The organism is Collinsella aerofaciens (genome assembly GCF_028209885.1).
GTDB lineage: Bacteria > Actinomycetota > Coriobacteriia > Coriobacteriales > Coriobacteriaceae > Collinsella > Collinsella aerofaciens_BA.
Genome location: NZ_JAQLEM010000019.1, coordinates 11,673 through 28,288, shown reverse-complemented (window position 1 = coordinate 28,288; position 16,616 = coordinate 11,673). Strand labels below are relative to the sequence as shown.

Sequence of the window (16,616 nt, the reverse complement as noted above, 5' to 3'; positions counted from 1 at the left end):
TCATACGGTAAAACGTTTTTGCACCGCTCACGGTGATAAATCGACCGTTTACCGCTCGTTAATACTTCTACCTGCGGTTTTGAAACCGTTTCGAAATGCTTTGGAAAAAGATCAGAACTTTTATTGTGTCTAAACAACGCAGGGCGGCTAAAAATAGCGTAAAGAAAAATTGCAGGTCATTGTGAAGATATGTGAATTGGTCTTTTTGTCTTAATACCAGTTAGAACCAGTTTTGAGATTATCGGTGAACGGTAGTTTTCGACCGTTCACCGGTTACTTGTAATCGTTTGCAGCTGTTTTCCCATATGAATTAGGGGAACCCGATGGAGCGCTTGCGCGATCACAGGAAATTTTGTCATTTGTCCTTATCCCCCACGCGCCAAACTCCGGCATCCAAAATGAGCTAATAGCTCACGCTAATCGTTTTCAATCATTACTTACTCAGTCTCCGTAATTATTTATCGTTTATCGTTAATTCTGATATGATACAAGTATCATCCCAAACGCCGATTGGAGGGGTTATGTTCCATCGAAACGCATCTATATCGAATGAAACCATCAGCCGCGAACAGACGGTAGCCAAACTGAGGAAGCTCGCTCGCATTTGCAAATGGGCCACGATCTGCATTACCACCGCGCTCGCTCTGGGGCTCCTCGCAGTCATTGCGATTGACCTTCTACTCATATTGCCTGGCCTCTCCCAAGGCCCGTGTCTCCAATCCGTAGAACTTCAAGCCGGCGAAGGGCCGTGCCTTGCTATCGTCGGTACCGATGTGCAGGCCCCACTTATGCTCGTCGCACACGATGGTCACACTGCCATAGGGAGCCTCTTGATGACATGCCTCGCGCTTACCATCGCGATAAGCGTGCGCAGGCTTTTCTTCAACATTGAAAAGGAAGGCAGGCCCTTTGACCTTGAATGTAACCAAACACTTCGTCGAGTAGGACATTTATTCCTTATCGGCGGCGTTGCCGTGAGGCTTCTTGGTGCCGTTATCACGGGAATGATACTCTCGGGATTTGGCGGCAGCTTTACCGATGCGTTCGTCGGCCAGTTATTCGAGCCCTCCATGCTCTTTGCAGGCCTGATTATTTGCCTGATTGCCAGTATCTTCCGTTACGGGTATATCCTGCAAAAACAAGATGACGAGTTGCTCTAGGGGGAATCCATGATTATTCTGCGGCTTGACCGCATGCTCGCCGAACGCAAGATCTCATCCAAAGAGCTTGCGGAACGTGTGGGCATCTCCCAGGTCAATATGTCACGCATTAAGACGGGCAAGGTTTCTGCCATACGTTTTTCAACTCTTGACGCGATATGCCGGGCACTCGACTGCCAACCAGGCGATGTACTGGAATATATATCCGACGATGAAGCCGATAGCCTTTTTGGGCTTAAAGATGAATAGTCATAATTAAGCCGTCAATCACGCCCTCAACGCAAAAAGCCCGCTAGAACGTTGTCCGTTCTAGCGGGCTCAATCAGGTAGATCGGTTAGCGCGCAGTAGTGCAGACAAACCTTACGCAAACAGGCCGTAGATGCTGATGTTGGCCTTGGCGTAGAGGCCGTTCGCATACTCAGTCCACTTGGAGCTGGCGCTCGAAGCCTGCGAGGAATACTGCTGGTAAGCGGTGTAATAGGCGGTCATGGCTTGCTTATAGGTAGCGCTATCGGCCGTAAAGGCATCATCAGCGAAGGCCTTGGCATAGGTGCTGTCGGCATCCTTCCAGGTACCCTTCTCGCTATCCCACTCGTCGCCAGCAAGGTTGATGATGTAGTCGGCGTAATCCTTGCTCGCGGTCTCCTCGTTGCCGTCAGCAGGCTCGGTCGGGGCGGTCGGCATGCTTGCGGAGCTATCGCCCACCTTCTTCTTGTAGAGCTTCTGCAGCGTCGCGGACTGGCGGACGATCTGCTTGGCCTGGTCCTTGGACACGCCATACTGCGTGGCCATGGTCTTGTAGTCGGAGGTGCCGATGGAATCCTCGGCGTACTTCTTCATTTCCTTGGAAGAAACGGTAATGCCCTCGTCCTCGGCGGCGTCGAGCAGGATCTTGTTGCGCACGTAGGACAGGATAACGTCGGCAGACGGAGCGGTGTAGTTGCCGTCACCATCCTTGACGGTGTCGAGGCTGTACTGGCTCTCGATGGCCTCGCGCGCAGTGATGTCGCTCTTCTTGCCGTTGTAGCTATAGCTTGCCACGGTCGAATCGAGCTGATCCTCGGTCAGAGTCGCCGAGCCGACGCCCTTGCCGCCAAAGCCGCCATTGCCAATAAAGAAGCCGACCACCGCAGCGATCACGACTGCAACCACAAAGGCGGCAATCATCGTCTTCTTGTGCTTGGATGCATGGTCGTCCACGTCGGAGTCGTTGTCCTCATCCTGCTCCTCGGGCATGAGATTCTCGTCAGCGGCATCCGCGGCAATCTGAGCCTCCAGGCGGGCGTCCTCCTCCTCGGCGGTCGTGCCGGCAGCAATGTGCTCGGCAGACGTACCGGCGACCAGATCGATCTTCTCGTCCTCGTCACCGTCGGGGCCTTCGCCGCGCTCGATGATCTTGATGCCGTCGATCTCGTCCTTCTCGTCCTTCTTTTGAATCAGACCCATATCAGTTACTCCTTGTTAGGAAACATAGTCCGCAATAGAATACGCCCGACAGAGCGCCGGGCGTATTGATTCTCAGGTTATACGCAAACACTTAAGTACTATTTAGGCGTTTGCAGTCTGCATGCCTTAGGCCAGGTGCGCGATAACGGCATCGGCAAAAGCCTGCGTGCCCACAGCGCCCTCAACGGAGCCGGTCTGGGCACGACGAACGTCGCCGGTAACCTGCTCACCCTCGTCGAGCGTGGCAGAAACGGCGGCGCGAATGCGATTGGCCGCGTCGTTCTCGCCCAGGTGATCGAGCATCATCGCAGCAGAGAGGATCTCGGCCGTGGGGTTGGCGATATCCTGGCCCGCGATATCGGGCGCGGATCCGTGCGTTGCCTCAAAGATTGCGCAGTCGGCACCGATGTTGGAGCCGGGGGCCATCCCTAAGCCGCCCACCAGGCCAGCGCACAGGTCGCTCACGATGTCGCCGTACAGGTTGGGCAGCACCAGGACATCGAAGTCGTTGGGGTTCTGGACCAGGCCCATGCAGGTGGCGTCGACGATCTTGTCGTTGAACTCGATATCGGGATAGTTGGCGGCCACCTCGCGCGCAACGCGCAGGAACAGGCCGTCGGTCGCCTTCATGATGTTGGCCTTATGCACGGCCGTCACCTTTTTGCGGCCGCAGCGGCGGGCATACTCAAAGGCATACTCCACAATACGGCGGCTCTTGGCAATGGAGATGGGCTTGATCGAGATCGCGGAATCGGCGGCGAAGGTCTTTTGGCCCGAACGCTCAACGAGCTGAGAGAGCTCCTCGACCTCGGCAGTGCCCTCATCGAACTCGATGCCGGCGTAGAGGTCCTCGGTGTTCTCGCGCACGATAACCAGGTCGACGTCGCGGAAGCGCGAGCCGTCACCCGGCTGCGACAGGCAGGGGCGCACGCAGGCATACAGGTCAAAATGCTTGCGCAGGGCCACGTTGACGCTGCGGAAACCCGTGCCGACCGGCGTGGTGATGGGGCCCTTGATGGCAACCTTGGTCTCGGCGACCGCATCGAGCACGTGCTGGGGCAGCGGCGTGCCAAACTCGTCCATGACGCCGGCACCGGCCTCCTGGACGTTCCAATTGATCTGGACACCGGCAGCCTCGACCACGCGGCGCATGGCCTGCGTAATCTCGGGACCGATACCGTCACCGGGAATCAGGACTACATCGTGCGCCATAATCTGTTACTCCTCGTCTTCGGCGTCGTCAGATTTTTTAACGCTAGCACGCTTCTTCTTTTTGGAGAGATCCAGGCCAAAACGTTTAACAAGCATTTCGCAAATCTCGCTCGAACGGGCCTTGAGATAGCTGCCCTTACCGTTCTCGGCATCGAACTTAAGGCGCAGCGCAAGCTTCTCGGCAACCTCGGCGTCGATCTCGCCCTGGCAAAACTCGTACAGGCAACCGAGCATGTCGCGATACTCGAGGTCGCCGTGGTAGCACTGGATGGCCTCGTCCAGGATGGGCCAAGCCTCGCGCGAACGCTCGACGCTCGTGGCACCCCACACGCACAGCAGGCGGAAGGCGGCATAGCGCAGCGTGGAGGAGATCTCGTCGAACAGTGCAGTCTCGGCGCCCTCAAAGGCATCGCCCAGCTGCTCGGGGCAGGTGGTGGCGAGCGCCGTCAGGGCATCGAGGGCCTCCCAGCGGGTCTGCGCCTCGGGGCGGTCGAGCGCCTCGATCAGCGCGGGCACGCAGGGCACGACGCGCTGCGGATCGCGCTCGGCAAGCAGGTGCAGCACGCGGGCGGCAAACTGGCGGATGCGGCGCGTGGGGCAGCCGAGCTCCTTGACCAGACGGTCGACGGCGTTCTCGTTCTCCTCTGCCAGCTGAAGCTGTGCCAGCTCCTCGTCGGTGAGCTGTTCGTCTTTGTTTTCTGCCATAGTTACCTCTTCTTACTATTTCTTAGCGTGCTTGCCAGCACCCTTGCTGTCATCGGTGACCGAGATGAGCTGTCGGTCGGCCGCGCCATTGCGACGCGCACGGCGGCGTTCCTCAGCGTCGCCCGCGTCGGCGGCGGCGCGATGAGCCTTGTTGACGTTAAAGACCTCGTCGTGCTTGCGCCACGGACCGACAGACTCGCCAAAGCTCATCTTAAGACCGGCGATAAAGCCGCCGAGCCAGCCGATCGGCGCAAACTGCACCAGCGGGAACAGCGAGAACACCCAGGTCAGCAGGACGACTGCCGCCGCTCCTGCAAAGTTGGCGATCCAGTAGTCGCGCTTGGTGATGACGCGCTTTTCGCACGCCCACTGGCCGCACAAAAAGCCAATGTAGATCGCAAAGAGAAAGAGCACCAGCGCGAGCACCACGAACGTCCAGCTCATGGGCGCTACTCCCCGTGATGGTGGCCGCAGCAGCACTCGTGGTCCTCGCCGTGATGGTGACCGCAACCGCACTCATGGTCGTCGCCGTGCTCGCCGCAACCGCAGCCGTCCTCGTGGGCGCCATGCTCCTCAGGACGATACTGCGACCAGTCCAGACCGGCGGCGATGGCGTCGGCCTCCTCCTTATAGAGAACCGTGATGGCCTGGGTGCCCAGCTTGGCACCACCGATGGCATCGAGCATGTCGTAGAGCGTAAAGGCCACGTCGGCGCCGGGCAGCGCAAGCTCGCGATCGTCGGCATAGGCGAGCGCCAAGCGCAGGTCCTTGATGAAGTGCTCGACCATAAAGCCGGGCTTGTAGTCGCCGTCGAGCGCCTTGGGAGCCAGGCTCTCCATGGCGCCGGACTTGCCGGTGCCGCCCAGGATCATCTGGCGGGTCTTCTCCAGGTCAAGGCCGCTCAGCTCGGCAAATGCCATGGCGTCTGCCATGCCGACCATGCAGGCGCCCAGCGACACCTGGTTGGCGAGCTTGGCAGCTTGGCCCTTGCCGGCGCCATCGAAGCAGCAGATGTTTACCGCAAAGGTGGAAAGGATATCGCGGACCGGGGCGATGTCGTTCTCGGTGGCGCCCACGATAGCCGTGAGCGTGCCGGCGATCGCGCCCGACTCGCCGCCGGTGACGGGGCAGTCAAACGCCATGCGGCCGGAGACCTGGGCGGCCTCGGCAATGTCGCGGGCGAGCTCGGGCGAGCTCGTGGTGAGATCGATCAAGACCGCGCCGGGCTTAGTGCACGCGAGCAGGCCGTCGCCCGCCAGGTAGAGCTCCTCGACCTCGGAGGGATAGCCCACCATGGTAAAGACGACGTCGGCGTTCGCCACGGCCTCGGCCGGCGTATCGGCCCAGGCGGCGCCGCGCTCGATAAGCGCGGCGGCCTTGGACTTGGTGCGGTTGTTGACCGTGACAGGATAGCCGGCATCCAGGATGTGACCGGCGATGGGGGCACCCATGATTCCGGTGCCGATAAATGCGACAGAGAGCTTGTTTGCCATGAAACCTTTCCTTTTGGGTTGGGTGTTGTTACCAGGTTGAATACTCGATGCCAGCGTTTGGGCAGTGAGCTGGGATCGATTACGGCCGCGTTACTTGCCTACTGACCGCGCACGCGACGGGCGATGCGGTCGGAAAGCGACGCCTTGTCGGCGCGGTTCTTACCCCAAAACGCGCAGGCCACCATGCCGGGGCCCACGTGCGAGCCAATGGTGGGACCCACGGAGCTGCGAATGATCGTAACGTCAGCGCAGCCCTCCTCCTTGCGGATGGCGGCTTCGAGCCAGTCGCCGTCCTTTTCGGCATCGGCCGTCATGATGGCGATGGGCATGGTGCGGTCGGGCACGTAGTTCTCGCGGAACGACTTGAGGATGGACTTGAGTGCCTTCTTGCGGCCGCGGTTGACGCCGATCAGCGACAGCGAGCCGGCCAGGTCGTAGGAGAGCTCAGGCTTGACATCGAGCTTTGCCGTGAGCTGCGCTGCCGCGGGCGGAATGCGGCCGCCGGCAGCCAGTGCGTCGAAGCTCTCGAGCGTAAAGTAGCCGTGGACGTAGGTCTTTGCCTCGTTTGCCCAATCGACCAGCTGCTTGGCGGTCAGTCCCGCCGAACGCTGGCGCACGGCCTCGAGCGCCAAGAGCGCGCCTGTCGCACAGGGCAGAGCGTTGTCGACCACGTAAAGCTCAAAATCGGGATACTCGGCGCGCACGGCATCTGCCGCCTGGCACGCGGAGTTGTAGCTCGACGACAGCGCCGAGGTAAAGCACAGGTAGACCGTGGGCGTGCCCTCTTTGGCGCACTCGGTAAAGAACTCGATATAGCGACCGAGCGACACAGCCGAGGTGGACACGCGGGCACCGGCGCGCATGCGATCGTAGAACTCCTTGGGTGTGATGCTCGACCAGATGTCATCCGTGCGCTCCTCGCCATCGATAATGAAGGGGAAACCCAGGATATCGACATCGAGGTTCGCGGCGACCTCGGGGCTAAAGTCGCAGCAGGTATCGACGACGATGCGGCAACGGTCCGAATGACCGGCGGATGCGGCCTTGTCCATCAAAGCGACTCCTTACGTAAAAAGGCGGCCACCCGCATGGGATGGCCGCCAACCGTTAACTCATGCAAGTTAACGTATTTTACTCGTCAAGTGTTTCGATGCGGGGCTTGATGATGCCATATCCACCATTCTTACGGTGATACACCACATTGATGAGGCCAGTCGTCGCGTTCTCGAACACGTAGAAGTCGTGGCCCAGCAGATCTGTCTGCACCAGCGCCTGCTCCTCAGTCATCGGGGTGACGTCGATAACCTTCTCGCGGACGAGCAGGTCGTCCTCTTCCTCGGGCAGCAGCAGGTCGGCCAGATCCTCAACGCGCTCGACCGGTGCGACATCCGCGGCGCTGGCACCGCCCTGGCGGTTGTCCACGACCTTGGTCTTGAACTTGCGCAGCTGGCGGGTGACCTTATCGGCGGAGAGGTCGATGGCGGCGTACATATCTGCACCGTGCTCGGCAACGCGAATCACCGAACCGCGGGCACGAACCGTAACCTCGACGATTGCCGGGTTGGGGTTCGAGGGGTTCTTCTCATAGCGAAGTACAACGTCGACCGTCATGGGCTCGATATCGAAAACCTTGAGCGCCTCGCCGATCTTCTCATCCACATGCGCACGCAGAGCATCGGTTACCGTCGTCTTGCGTCCAGAAACCTTGATATCCATACGTGGCTCCAATCTGCCTCGGGGACTTACTGTACTGGCTATGTACCCATTGCCGTGCATTTAATCACGCGGATTCCTAAAGACCCGAATAACGATTGCTTGATACCGCATACCGAAGTCTCGTACTTTTCCATGGCAAAGTGCGCTATAGGAGGGAGCCCACAGATTTGTATTTGGTCTCGAAAATTGGCTTTGACCTGCTGGTTTTATAGGGATGAAAAAGCCGGGCTCCCCTATTGGGGAAACCCGGCAGTGCGTGTTGAAACCGTGAAGAGGTGTCCTTTCCAACGTATAGGAGACACCACCCCTAGCAATAACTAGCTATTGAGTTTGTTAATGTCGTCGTCGGTGATGGCGCCTTCCTGGCTGGACGATTTGTCCTCGGAGGATGCGGTCTCATTGTCGGAATCGGAGGACTCGCTGCCGGAGGACGTGGTCTCACTGGACTCAGAGTCGCCCGGCTGCACGTTAGCGCCCGAAACCGTCTTAGTGGTGAGGTCGTAGGGCATCGTGCCATACCAGACAGAGTGAACCGCCTCGAGCGTGCCGTCGGCCGTAATACCGTCGAGGACATCGCTCACGGCACGGCACAGTTCGTCATTGGACGAGAGGCCCGCAACACCAAGCGTCGAGGGCGCCTCGAGCGCACCGGCATAGGAGACCTCGCTCATCAGGCGTGCAAGGTAGCCGCCGGCCGTGGAGTCGCAGATCACATAGTCGACCTCGCCGGACTCGAGCGCCTCAAAGCACTCGTTGATGTTGGAGTAGGTCTTTTGGTTGGCGGTGATGCTCTGCTTAGCAAGCGCCTCCTGCGAGGCCGAGGACGTCTGAACGCCCAGGGTGGACGTGTTAAGGGTATCGGTGGAAACGCTTAGCGACCCACCATCGCTAGTTTTACCGAACACGGAAGTGGCATCGTACAGGCAGGTGCCGAGCGAGCTAATGTCCCCGTCCGTGGAGTTAATCTCGCCGATAAAGATATCGGCCTTTTTGTCGCCGAGCGCGGAATCTGCCGAAGACGCATCGACAAAGGCGACCTTAAGGCCCATGCGGCTTGCGAGAGCGCGGGCGGCGTCAACCGCATACCCCGTGAGCTCGCCGTCGGCGTCCTGCATGGCCTGCGGAGCATCGGAGGTATCGAGGGCAACCGTCAGGGTGCCGGGAGTGACCAGGGCATCATCCGACACCGTAGGGGTAACGGTCTCGCGCTCGATCTGGTCAATCGTGGGTGTCGTGAACGTGGACAGTGGGTTGAACGCGCATCCGCTCAAGCCCAATACGGCAATGACCGCCGCGGTCCCAGCACCCAACCGAGCCGCGTGCATCAAGCTGCCCCTCACCATGTCCACTACCCTGCCTTCTGTGTCGTATACAATCCGTGCGTTGCGCGGAATAACGGGTGTTCCCACCAGCTGACCTGGTATTTGACCCCACACTTGCGCACCGGGGTGTTTGCTCGGGAGGCCGTAGCCACCTTCACGACTGGCCCGCTCGCCCGCGAGGCGGTATTGCCCCAAAGAAAGTAGAACGGACGGTGCGGCTTACATCTAGGACGCGCCATGATCGCGCCGCGCGCACGCGGTCGCTTACGTGGATCCCTTTGACCGCGTCTGTCTTGGACTAGGATGGACATTTCGTCCGTCCGCAACCACAGCCTGGCAGGAACGTAGCGCATTATAGCTAAGTTCAAGCTAAAGTTTAAGGTTAGGGGCGTTATTCGCATCGCGAGTACAGATTTCGCAGGTCAGGACGGGCCGCACGCGCTCTGATTAAGCCCGTCGCTCCCCTATGGAAAGCCCCAACACACCCGTCTTAGGGCGCCGTGGCCAAAAAATAGCAAATATGAGTACTGTTACCAATTTAGTAGCAGGAGTTTTTGGCTCTGCAAGCTGTTTTCACGCTCTATAACGTCAGATTGATGCCAGGATATTCCACATTTGTTTAATAATTTTCTAATTTACGCCATCTTCCAGTCCCAAAATCCCTGATTTTGCTGTTACTGAATTTGTAGCAGTACTCATATTTGCTATATTTTGGCCAAAGCATATATCCAACCCCCTGTTTCAGAGCATTGTTAGGCGGGTTTAAGCCCAAAACACGCCCGCAACGTGTTAAATAGCGCCTCTTGTTTCTTTCTGCGAGCGTCAACACGGTTGCGATATCGCTTACTCATGCGCTGGTGGATGCGCCATGCGAGCGCTTCCATCGCTTCCATGTCGCAGAGCATTTCGTTGTTAACCGTCGCGACCTCGATTCCCATAGTAATCAAGCCCGTGTTGCGTTTTTCATCATGGATACGTCCCCTCCGGGAGGAATGACCCAGCTCACCGTTGTATTCCAGGTCAAACCGGGCTGCTTCCTGATACGCATCGCAAACTGCATGCGGCATCCCCGAGATTGCCTGCGCGCGGTCATCGAACTCAATCTTGTAGTCGGTCTTAAAGGGACCGCAGGCAAATCCGCCACAGGAAAACGGAAGCGAAAACATGGCGAGCATGATGCATTCCATGGGCGAGCGCAGGTTTTCTGACAGGTAGGGACACAGCCGCCGCAGCTGTTTGGCCACATTCCCCTTGCATGCCGCAAGGTAATCTGCCAGGCGATCGGGCGTCAGCACGGACTCGACCTCAAAGTAACCGACATCTGGCGGCTGGTCTTTGTCCTTTGCCAATTTGTTCACGACAGGCGATGTGTAGGGAGGTAGATACTGCCCGCGGTCACTCAGCGAAATCTTAGAGCACAGCTCCTGGGCCAGGGCAAATGCCTGGATACAGCCGACCTCGCGGGCGACGGCAACACAAAGGGCCTCGGGAGATAGACTGTACACCCCTGGTTCCACCTCTAGAATCGAGCCGGCGGGCAACCCAGAGCATACGGACCAGCCCACGCCAGGCATGCGGCGGCGCTGCGCCGCAGATCCCACCAGCAAGCAAAGATCTTCTTGCACCTCGCCGCTTGCGGCCCCAATCCGCACCAAGTCGGGAAGATAGATGTCCTCGGTCGAGGGCGACGACGTGCGCAGCACACGGCGCTCTTCATCGGGACTGAGGTCCCTCCAGCTGATATAGCCCATCTGCCGGCGCTCGGCGCGCATCATGCGCAGCGCCGAGGTGCCGGTCAGGATTATGGAAGCCGCTAGCTGTTCGCCTGTCGGCTCGTTGCGCCGCTCAATCTTTACTGACACAAAACCACCCCTACCAAACGCGTGCGATAGCAAGGCCATCGACTGCCGCAGCGCCGGCGCGCTTGAGTTCCGCCGAAGCCGCTGCCATCGTCGCACCCGTGGTGATAACGTCGTCGATAAGCAGCAAGCGGCGGCCGTGCACGTCCTCAACCGTCTCGTACATGCCTTGGGCACGCTCGCGGCGCTCCTCACGACCGAGTTCGCGCTGGTCGCCATGCCCGTACTTGACGAGAGCATCGAGCAAGGGAACACCCGACAGCTCGCAAAATGGGCGCGCAATGGCCTCCATATGATCAAAACCACGCCGCCGAAACGCTGCCGCCGTCGCAGGCACAAACACCACCGCATCCGCACCGGACAGCACACCTCCGTAGCGATCGGGCGCTACGACCTGGGCATGCAGGGCGGTGTCGTAGAGCAGCTCCGCCAGATACGGAGCCAGACGTCGCTCGCCCGCATCCTTGTACGCTTTAATGATGCGCGGCAGCGGATGCGCATAGACGGCGCACGCCAGGCAGCGGTCGAGCGCCTCCGCCATTGCCGAAGACGTGCCCTCGACCGAACACTCAGTGCACAGCAAATCCCCAAACGGGGCGCCACATCGGGTGCAGCTATGACGTGGGTCGATGAGCGTGAGCGCGGCCAGGCAGTCTTGGCAAATAAGCGCACCGGCGCGCTCGCAGCCGGTACATCGTGTTGGCGACAATGCCTCGAGCGCCTCGTACGTCGCGCGCTCGGCAAACGGTAGCAATTCGTCCGCAAACGGTAGGGCACCGGCACTCTGCAGACGGCTCAATATGTTCAGATGGCTCTTCAAGACACAACCCTCCCTACGCTCGATCGCAGGGAGGGTTGTTGATTCGGCGCTATGATACCCCGATGCGCTCGGGGCAAGGCGGGTTAAATCCGCTCGCGGGCGTTATTCGCCGGCGGGCGGTTGTGGTGCGGACGAAGACGGGGTCGAGCCCTCGCCACCATCCTGGCGCGGCTTGCGGGAACGACGACGGCGACGGCGCTTTTGACCCTGGTCGGCCGAGCCCTCGCCACCGCGATTCTCGCGCGGCTCGCGCTCGTCGCGAGCGGCGCCACGCGAAGCCTTGGCAGCCGCTCCCCCGCCATCCCCGGGACGACGGCGCGTGACCTTGACCTCGCCATCCGAGACCTGATCGGCCACGGAGGGCACTGAGGGCTTCTGTTGCGCGCCCGAGGAATGGCGACGGCGCGGACGCGGCGCGCGCTCCTCCTCGCCACGTGACTTGCCGCTCTTGTCGACAGGCGCATCGGAGGCCGAGGCGCCCTTGGAAGCGGCACCGGCCTCGCGAGCAGCTGCGGCGCGGAAGGCGTCCTCGCGCTCCTCGCTCGACAGATGACGGCGGCGGCGACGTGTGGGGTTCATGCCGCCGCCGCGATTCTGCTGCTGGGGCTGCTGAACCTCGCGCTCGCGAGAGGCGTTCTTGCCCGCGGCTGCAACCTCGGTAGCATCGCCCGAGCCCGCGCGCTTGCGACGGCGACGGCCATCGGCCGCCCCCTCGGCCTCAGGTGTCTCGGCCTTACCGCGGCCTTTTCCGCGGCCACGGCCCTCGCCCTGGCCCTGACCGGCGCGAGCATCGGATTCGGCATCGCGACGACGGCGCTTGGGCATCGATATGCCCGCCAGGCGATCGGCGTTCGACAGGCCATCGCCCACGTCGACGCCGTTCTCGCGGTCGAGCTCCATGAGCGCCAGACGCATCTCGGGCGACTCGATGCGCTCGAGCACATCGCGCGTCACACAATCGGGGCGGCAATTGCAGCCCTGCTCGGCAGCCTTCTTCTTGCAGCCCTCCGAGCAGGTCATATCGGCCAGGTTGACCTTAAAGACTTTGCCGTTCTCCAGGCGCAGCACCAGCTGCTCACGCGGCGTGTCATATTCCTGAATACGCGCCTTGCCAAGCGGCGTATCGATGAGCGTCTTCTTTTTGGGCGCACGGCTCTTAAAGTCCTTGTACGCCTCGAACTCATAACGCAGGCAGCACATCAGGCGGCCGCACACGCCGCTGATCTTGGACGAGTTGAGCGGCAGGTCCTGCTCTTTTGCCATGCGAATCGAAACGGGCTCAAACTGTCCGCCAAAGCGCGTGCAGCAGAGCTCCTGTCCGCATTGGGCATAGCCGCCCACCAGACGGGTCTCGTCGCGCACACCGATCTGGCGCATGTCGACGCGAATATGCAGCGTCGAGGACAAGTCCTTGACGAGCTGGCGAAAATCGACACGCTCCTCGGCGGCAAAGTAGAACACGGCCTTCTCGCCGCCAAACAGGTACTCGACGCCGACCGGCTTCATCTCGAGGTCGAGCTCTTTGACCAGACGGCGGAAATCGACCATGGCCTCGTCGCCCTGGATGGCCAGGTCGTCAGCAAGCTGCAGGTCGATGTCGCTCGCCACGCGCAGCACGGGCTTGAGCGGCTGACCGATCTCGTCTTGCGGCACCTCAAAGGGATCGGCCGTGACCAGGCCGATCTCGGTTCCGCGCTCGGTGGAGCAAATGGCATAATCGGCCTCGAGGATATCCAAATCCTGCGGATCGAACCACAGGTCGCGCGAGGCGTAGGTAAACTTAACGGGTACAACTAACGGCATTTCAGTGCCTTCCTGATATCGAACAGCATGACCTCGATGGCCAGCTGGGGAGTAACGTTTCTGGCGATGTTGCGCTCGGCGGTCGCGACTGCCTCGAGCGCCCGTGTGGCACCCGCAACATTGGTCGCGGCGGCAAGCCGACCGATCGTGTCGCGCACGTCTTCGTTCACCACGTCGGCTGCCTTGTCCTGAAGCGTCAGCAGCACGTCGCGCATGAGCGTCCGCGCGCTCGCCAGCGCTTCCATGATACCCGAACGCTCGCGCGCGTTGAGTTCGCGCTTGTTGCGGTCCTCAAGCTGCTTCAATGCTCCACGCGACAGGTAGTCGGCGTTTTGCTCGAGCACCTTTTCCTGTGTGGACTTGACCTCGGCGAGCGGCGCCTTAACGGCGACGATGAGTGACTTGGCGCGGCTGAGCACGTCGGCCTCGTCGGCGGCGATAAGCGAATCGATGGCGCGAACCATCTGACGGCGGGCGTCCTGGCGCTCGGCGCTCTTGAGGAACTCGATGCCACGCGTGGGGCTTCCCGCCACGGCGACGGCCATGCGGCAACGCGCAGGGTCCTGACCGGTGGCGCGGCTCACGGCCTGCGCGGCGACGGCGGGCGATACCAGCCGAAACGGCACGCACTGGCAACGACTCACGATAGTGGGCAGCATCACGTCTGCCGAGGTGCCCAGCAGGATGAACATAACGCCCTCGGGCGGCTCCTCGAGAGTTTTGAGCAATGCGTTGGCGGTGTTGGCGCGCAGCTGCTCGGCACGGTCAATGATGTAGACCTTGGCCTTGGCACGGATGGGCGCCAGGGGCACGTCGTCGAGCAGCTCGCGTGTCTGGGCGATAAGGTAGCCCGTGGCGCTCTCGGGCGTGTAATAGTGCACGTCGGGGTGCGTATGGCGGGCGACGCGCACGCAGCTATCGCATGAGCCGCAGCCATCCTGCTCGCACAGGAAGGCTTGGGCGAGCGCCCACGCGGCGTCGAGCTTGCCCGCGCCGGGCGCGCCCAAAAACAGGTAGGCGTGCGATGCGCGACCGCTGGCGACGGCATTGGTCAAAAAGTCGCGCACGCGCTGTTGGGTGTCAAGCTTGGCCAGCAGGCTTGCCTGAGCGGGGGCCATGTTACTCGGCCTCCTGGGCAAGCGCGGCGGTGACGGCATCCTGGGAAATGTCGAGGCCGTAGGCGCGAACCTGCTCGACCGTCTGTGCGAATACGTCCTCGATGGACGCGGTCGCGTCGATGAGCTTTACGCGGTTTGGCTCCTCGGCGGCAATTGCGCAAAAACCCTGGTAGACACGCTCCTGGAATGCCATGCCTTTGGCCTCCATGCGATCTGCCGCGCCACGGGCTGCCATGCGCAGCGCCGCCTGCTCGGGCGTGATGTGGTAGACGAGCGTGAGCGCCGGGTGCGTTCCCGCAACGGCCAGGTTGTTGGCATCGCGCACCATCTGGCGATCAAGGCCGTCGGCAAATGCCTGATAGCAGGTTGTGGAATCGTAGAAGCGGTCACACAGGACCACCTTGCCGGCCGCGAGGGCGGGAGCTATGACCTCGTGCACCAACTGAGCGCGTGCCGCCTCGTAGAGCAACAACTCGCAGGTGTCGCCCATCGCTGTATTGGCGGGGTCGAGCAGCAGAGCACGGATCTTTTCGCTGATGGCGGTACCGCCCGGCTCGCGCAGGCTCACAACCTGGTAGCCAGAGAGTTCAAGCGCGCGGGCAAGCAGACGCGCCTGCGTGGACTTGCCGGCGCCATCGACGCCCTCGAGCGTGATAAAGCTATGTTGAACGGGCTCAAAAGCCATGGGCGCAGCCCCTTCCTACAAGGCGCGTAAATGCAGATATATATCAACCAAGCCATGATACCCCAGTGCTCGGTGCGTCCCCAATGGCTAAAGGTGCCTTTCCAAAGTTGCGGTGAAATAGGGACTGATTGAAGCTCTGAGACCGCCAAACAGTCCCTATTTCACCGCAACTTATGATGGGGAATTTTGGACGCTGGGTATAATCGTCGTATTGCATTGAAATGTGGCGAAAGGAGTGGCAATGTCTCGGTATTGCGCCTCGTGCGGCAAGCTTCTTGCAGATAATGCCAAGTTCTGCACCTCGTGCGGTGCACCCGTTGAGCAAACAACCGCGAGCGATAGCCAGCCCGCTTTTGAGCAGACCGGTTCCCTCGATACGCCGCAAGCCAAGGCGGACGACCCCCTCGCCTATCGCCCCGACCCCGCCGCAAGCCCTGCGGCCGTCGAGACCACGCAGCGCATACCCGTCGCGAGCGGCTCGCCCCAACAGCAGCCGGCTCCCGCATATGCGCCTGCTTCGCCACAGACCCCCACTCCCAAAAAGAGCGGCACAGGGCCGCTTATCGCCGTTATCGTTGTGCTGGTGGCGATCATCATCGCCCTGGTCGTTTTCTTTGTGATCAAGCCTTTCGACAACGCCGCCACGCAGACGACTGCCGAGGTAGCTAAGCTGCACCATGACGTCGACGACGATGACCTAAAGCCTCTCGGCGATCCCAACAGCCTGTACGACGGTGATGACGATGACGATGACGACGAGGATGGCGGCGAAGCAACGCTCTCCGAGCAGAATCTCTACCGCCGACTGAGCGAATACTACGACTTGCTCGAAGACCTCGACAACTACGTCCGTGGCTGCGCGCAGAACTTCAACGGCAGCTATCTGGAAGAGGATCGAACCACCCGTCAAAATCTCGCCGACGTCGCTGAGCGCACGGAGGACACCATCGAGCAGTATTACGACATCGTCGAGGACCTAGACGTCCCGACGAGCTCCAAGAACTACAGCTCCTGGAAGGACATCATCGCCCTGTACGACGACCTGGATCACCGCATTGACGCAATCTGTGATGCCTGGGAGATCAGCCTGAAATACGCCAAGCCTGCGGACCACAAGAATGAGATCGTGGCGCCGCTGTCGCGCGACAACGTGGCGGGCACCAATGACAATAAGTACCGCCTAGACTTTGAGGAGCGCTATCCCGGCGCCAAGCCTGTCGAGGTGAACTAGCGCTTTGTCGTTCCCGAGCCGGCAGTTAGGGACGTTCCTAAACTG

General features: G+C 60.5%; 16 protein-coding genes. 3 read left to right on the top strand and 13 right to left on the bottom strand.

Annotated elements, in window-relative coordinates; translation table 11 throughout:
* Positions 1-521: 521 nt before the first annotated feature.
* Both PMX21_RS06250 and PMX21_RS06245 read left to right on the top strand, forming a co-directional pair.
* Positions 522-1,160, top strand: a complete 639-nt coding sequence (locus tag PMX21_RS06250) for a DUF2975 domain-containing protein (protein ID WP_271758719.1) — start codon at positions 522-524, stop codon at positions 1,158-1,160.
* A 9-nt stretch (positions 1,161-1,169) separates the two neighbouring features.
* Positions 1,170-1,409, top strand: a complete 240-nt coding sequence (locus PMX21_RS06245) for a helix-turn-helix domain-containing protein (protein WP_118388347.1) — start codon at positions 1,170-1,172, stop codon at positions 1,407-1,409.
* 112 nt (positions 1,410-1,521) lie between these two features.
* On the opposite strand, the gene PMX21_RS06240 is transcribed toward PMX21_RS06245, so the two are convergent.
* The 13 genes from PMX21_RS06240 to tmk form a co-directional block, all read right to left on the bottom strand.
* Complete coding sequence (locus tag PMX21_RS06240; protein WP_271758717.1) at positions 1,522-2,607, bottom strand: hypothetical protein; 1,086 nt, start codon at positions 2,605-2,607, stop codon at positions 1,522-1,524.
* A gap of 126 nt (positions 2,608-2,733) precedes the next feature.
* Positions 2,734-3,819: an isocitrate/isopropylmalate dehydrogenase family protein gene (locus PMX21_RS06235; RefSeq protein WP_271758715.1), complete on the bottom strand. Its 1,086-nt coding sequence runs from the start codon at positions 3,817-3,819 to the stop codon at positions 2,734-2,736.
* 6 nt (positions 3,820-3,825) lie between these two features.
* Positions 3,826-4,524, bottom strand: coding sequence for a HEAT repeat domain-containing protein (locus PMX21_RS06230; protein ID WP_117820896.1), 699 nt, complete (start codon positions 4,522-4,524; stop codon positions 3,826-3,828).
* Positions 4,525-4,539: 15 nt separating this feature from the next.
* Entirely contained in the window at positions 4,540-4,968 is a 429-nt protein-coding gene (locus tag PMX21_RS06225) for a hypothetical protein (protein ID WP_055310425.1), read from the bottom strand.
* 5 nt (positions 4,969-4,973) lie between these two features.
* Complete coding sequence (locus PMX21_RS06220) at positions 4,974-6,059, bottom strand: NAD(P)-dependent oxidoreductase (protein WP_334204075.1); 1,086 nt, start codon at positions 6,057-6,059, stop codon at positions 4,974-4,976.
* Between the two features lie 56 nt (positions 6,060-6,115).
* The gene (locus tag PMX21_RS06215; RefSeq protein ID WP_271758711.1) at positions 6,116-7,069 is read right to left on the bottom strand and encodes a DegV family protein; all 954 of its coding nucleotides are present in this window, start codon (positions 7,067-7,069) and stop codon (positions 6,116-6,118) included.
* 79 nt (positions 7,070-7,148) lie between these two features.
* Positions 7,149-7,733: a ribosome hibernation-promoting factor, HPF/YfiA family gene (gene hpf / locus PMX21_RS06210; RefSeq protein ID WP_035137685.1), complete on the bottom strand. Its 585-nt coding sequence runs from the start codon at positions 7,731-7,733 to the stop codon at positions 7,149-7,151.
* A 317-nt stretch (positions 7,734-8,050) separates the two neighbouring features.
* Positions 8,051-9,076, bottom strand: coding sequence for a substrate-binding periplasmic protein (locus PMX21_RS06205; RefSeq protein ID WP_271758736.1), 1,026 nt, complete (start codon positions 9,074-9,076; stop codon positions 8,051-8,053).
* Between the two features lie 731 nt (positions 9,077-9,807).
* On the bottom strand, positions 9,808-10,917 hold the full coding sequence (locus PMX21_RS06200) for a hypothetical protein (protein WP_271758709.1): 1,110 nt from the start codon (positions 10,915-10,917) through the stop codon (positions 9,808-9,810).
* Positions 10,918-10,927: 10 nt separating this feature from the next.
* Complete coding sequence (locus PMX21_RS06195) at positions 10,928-11,734, bottom strand: ComF family protein (protein WP_271758707.1); 807 nt, start codon at positions 11,732-11,734, stop codon at positions 10,928-10,930.
* A 102-nt stretch (positions 11,735-11,836) separates the two neighbouring features.
* Positions 11,837-13,537 (bottom strand): PSP1 domain-containing protein, encoded by a 1,701-nt coding sequence (locus tag PMX21_RS06190; protein WP_271758705.1) that lies wholly within the window; start codon positions 13,535-13,537, stop codon positions 11,837-11,839.
* Entirely contained in the window at positions 13,528-14,655 is a 1,128-nt protein-coding gene (locus PMX21_RS06185) for a DNA polymerase III subunit (protein WP_195543920.1), read from the bottom strand. The genes PMX21_RS06190 and PMX21_RS06185 overlap by 10 nt, the downstream gene beginning before the upstream one ends.
* Before the next feature lies 1 nt (position 14,656).
* The gene (tmk, locus tag PMX21_RS06180; RefSeq protein WP_271758703.1) at positions 14,657-15,340 is read right to left on the bottom strand and encodes a dTMP kinase; all 684 of its coding nucleotides are present in this window, start codon (positions 15,338-15,340) and stop codon (positions 14,657-14,659) included.
* Positions 15,341-15,581: 241 nt separating this feature from the next.
* Between tmk and PMX21_RS06175 the strand changes: the two genes are divergently transcribed.
* On the top strand, positions 15,582-16,571 hold the full coding sequence (locus PMX21_RS06175; protein ID WP_271758700.1) for a zinc ribbon domain-containing protein: 990 nt from the start codon (positions 15,582-15,584) through the stop codon (positions 16,569-16,571).
* Positions 16,572-16,616: the final 45 nt, after the last annotated feature.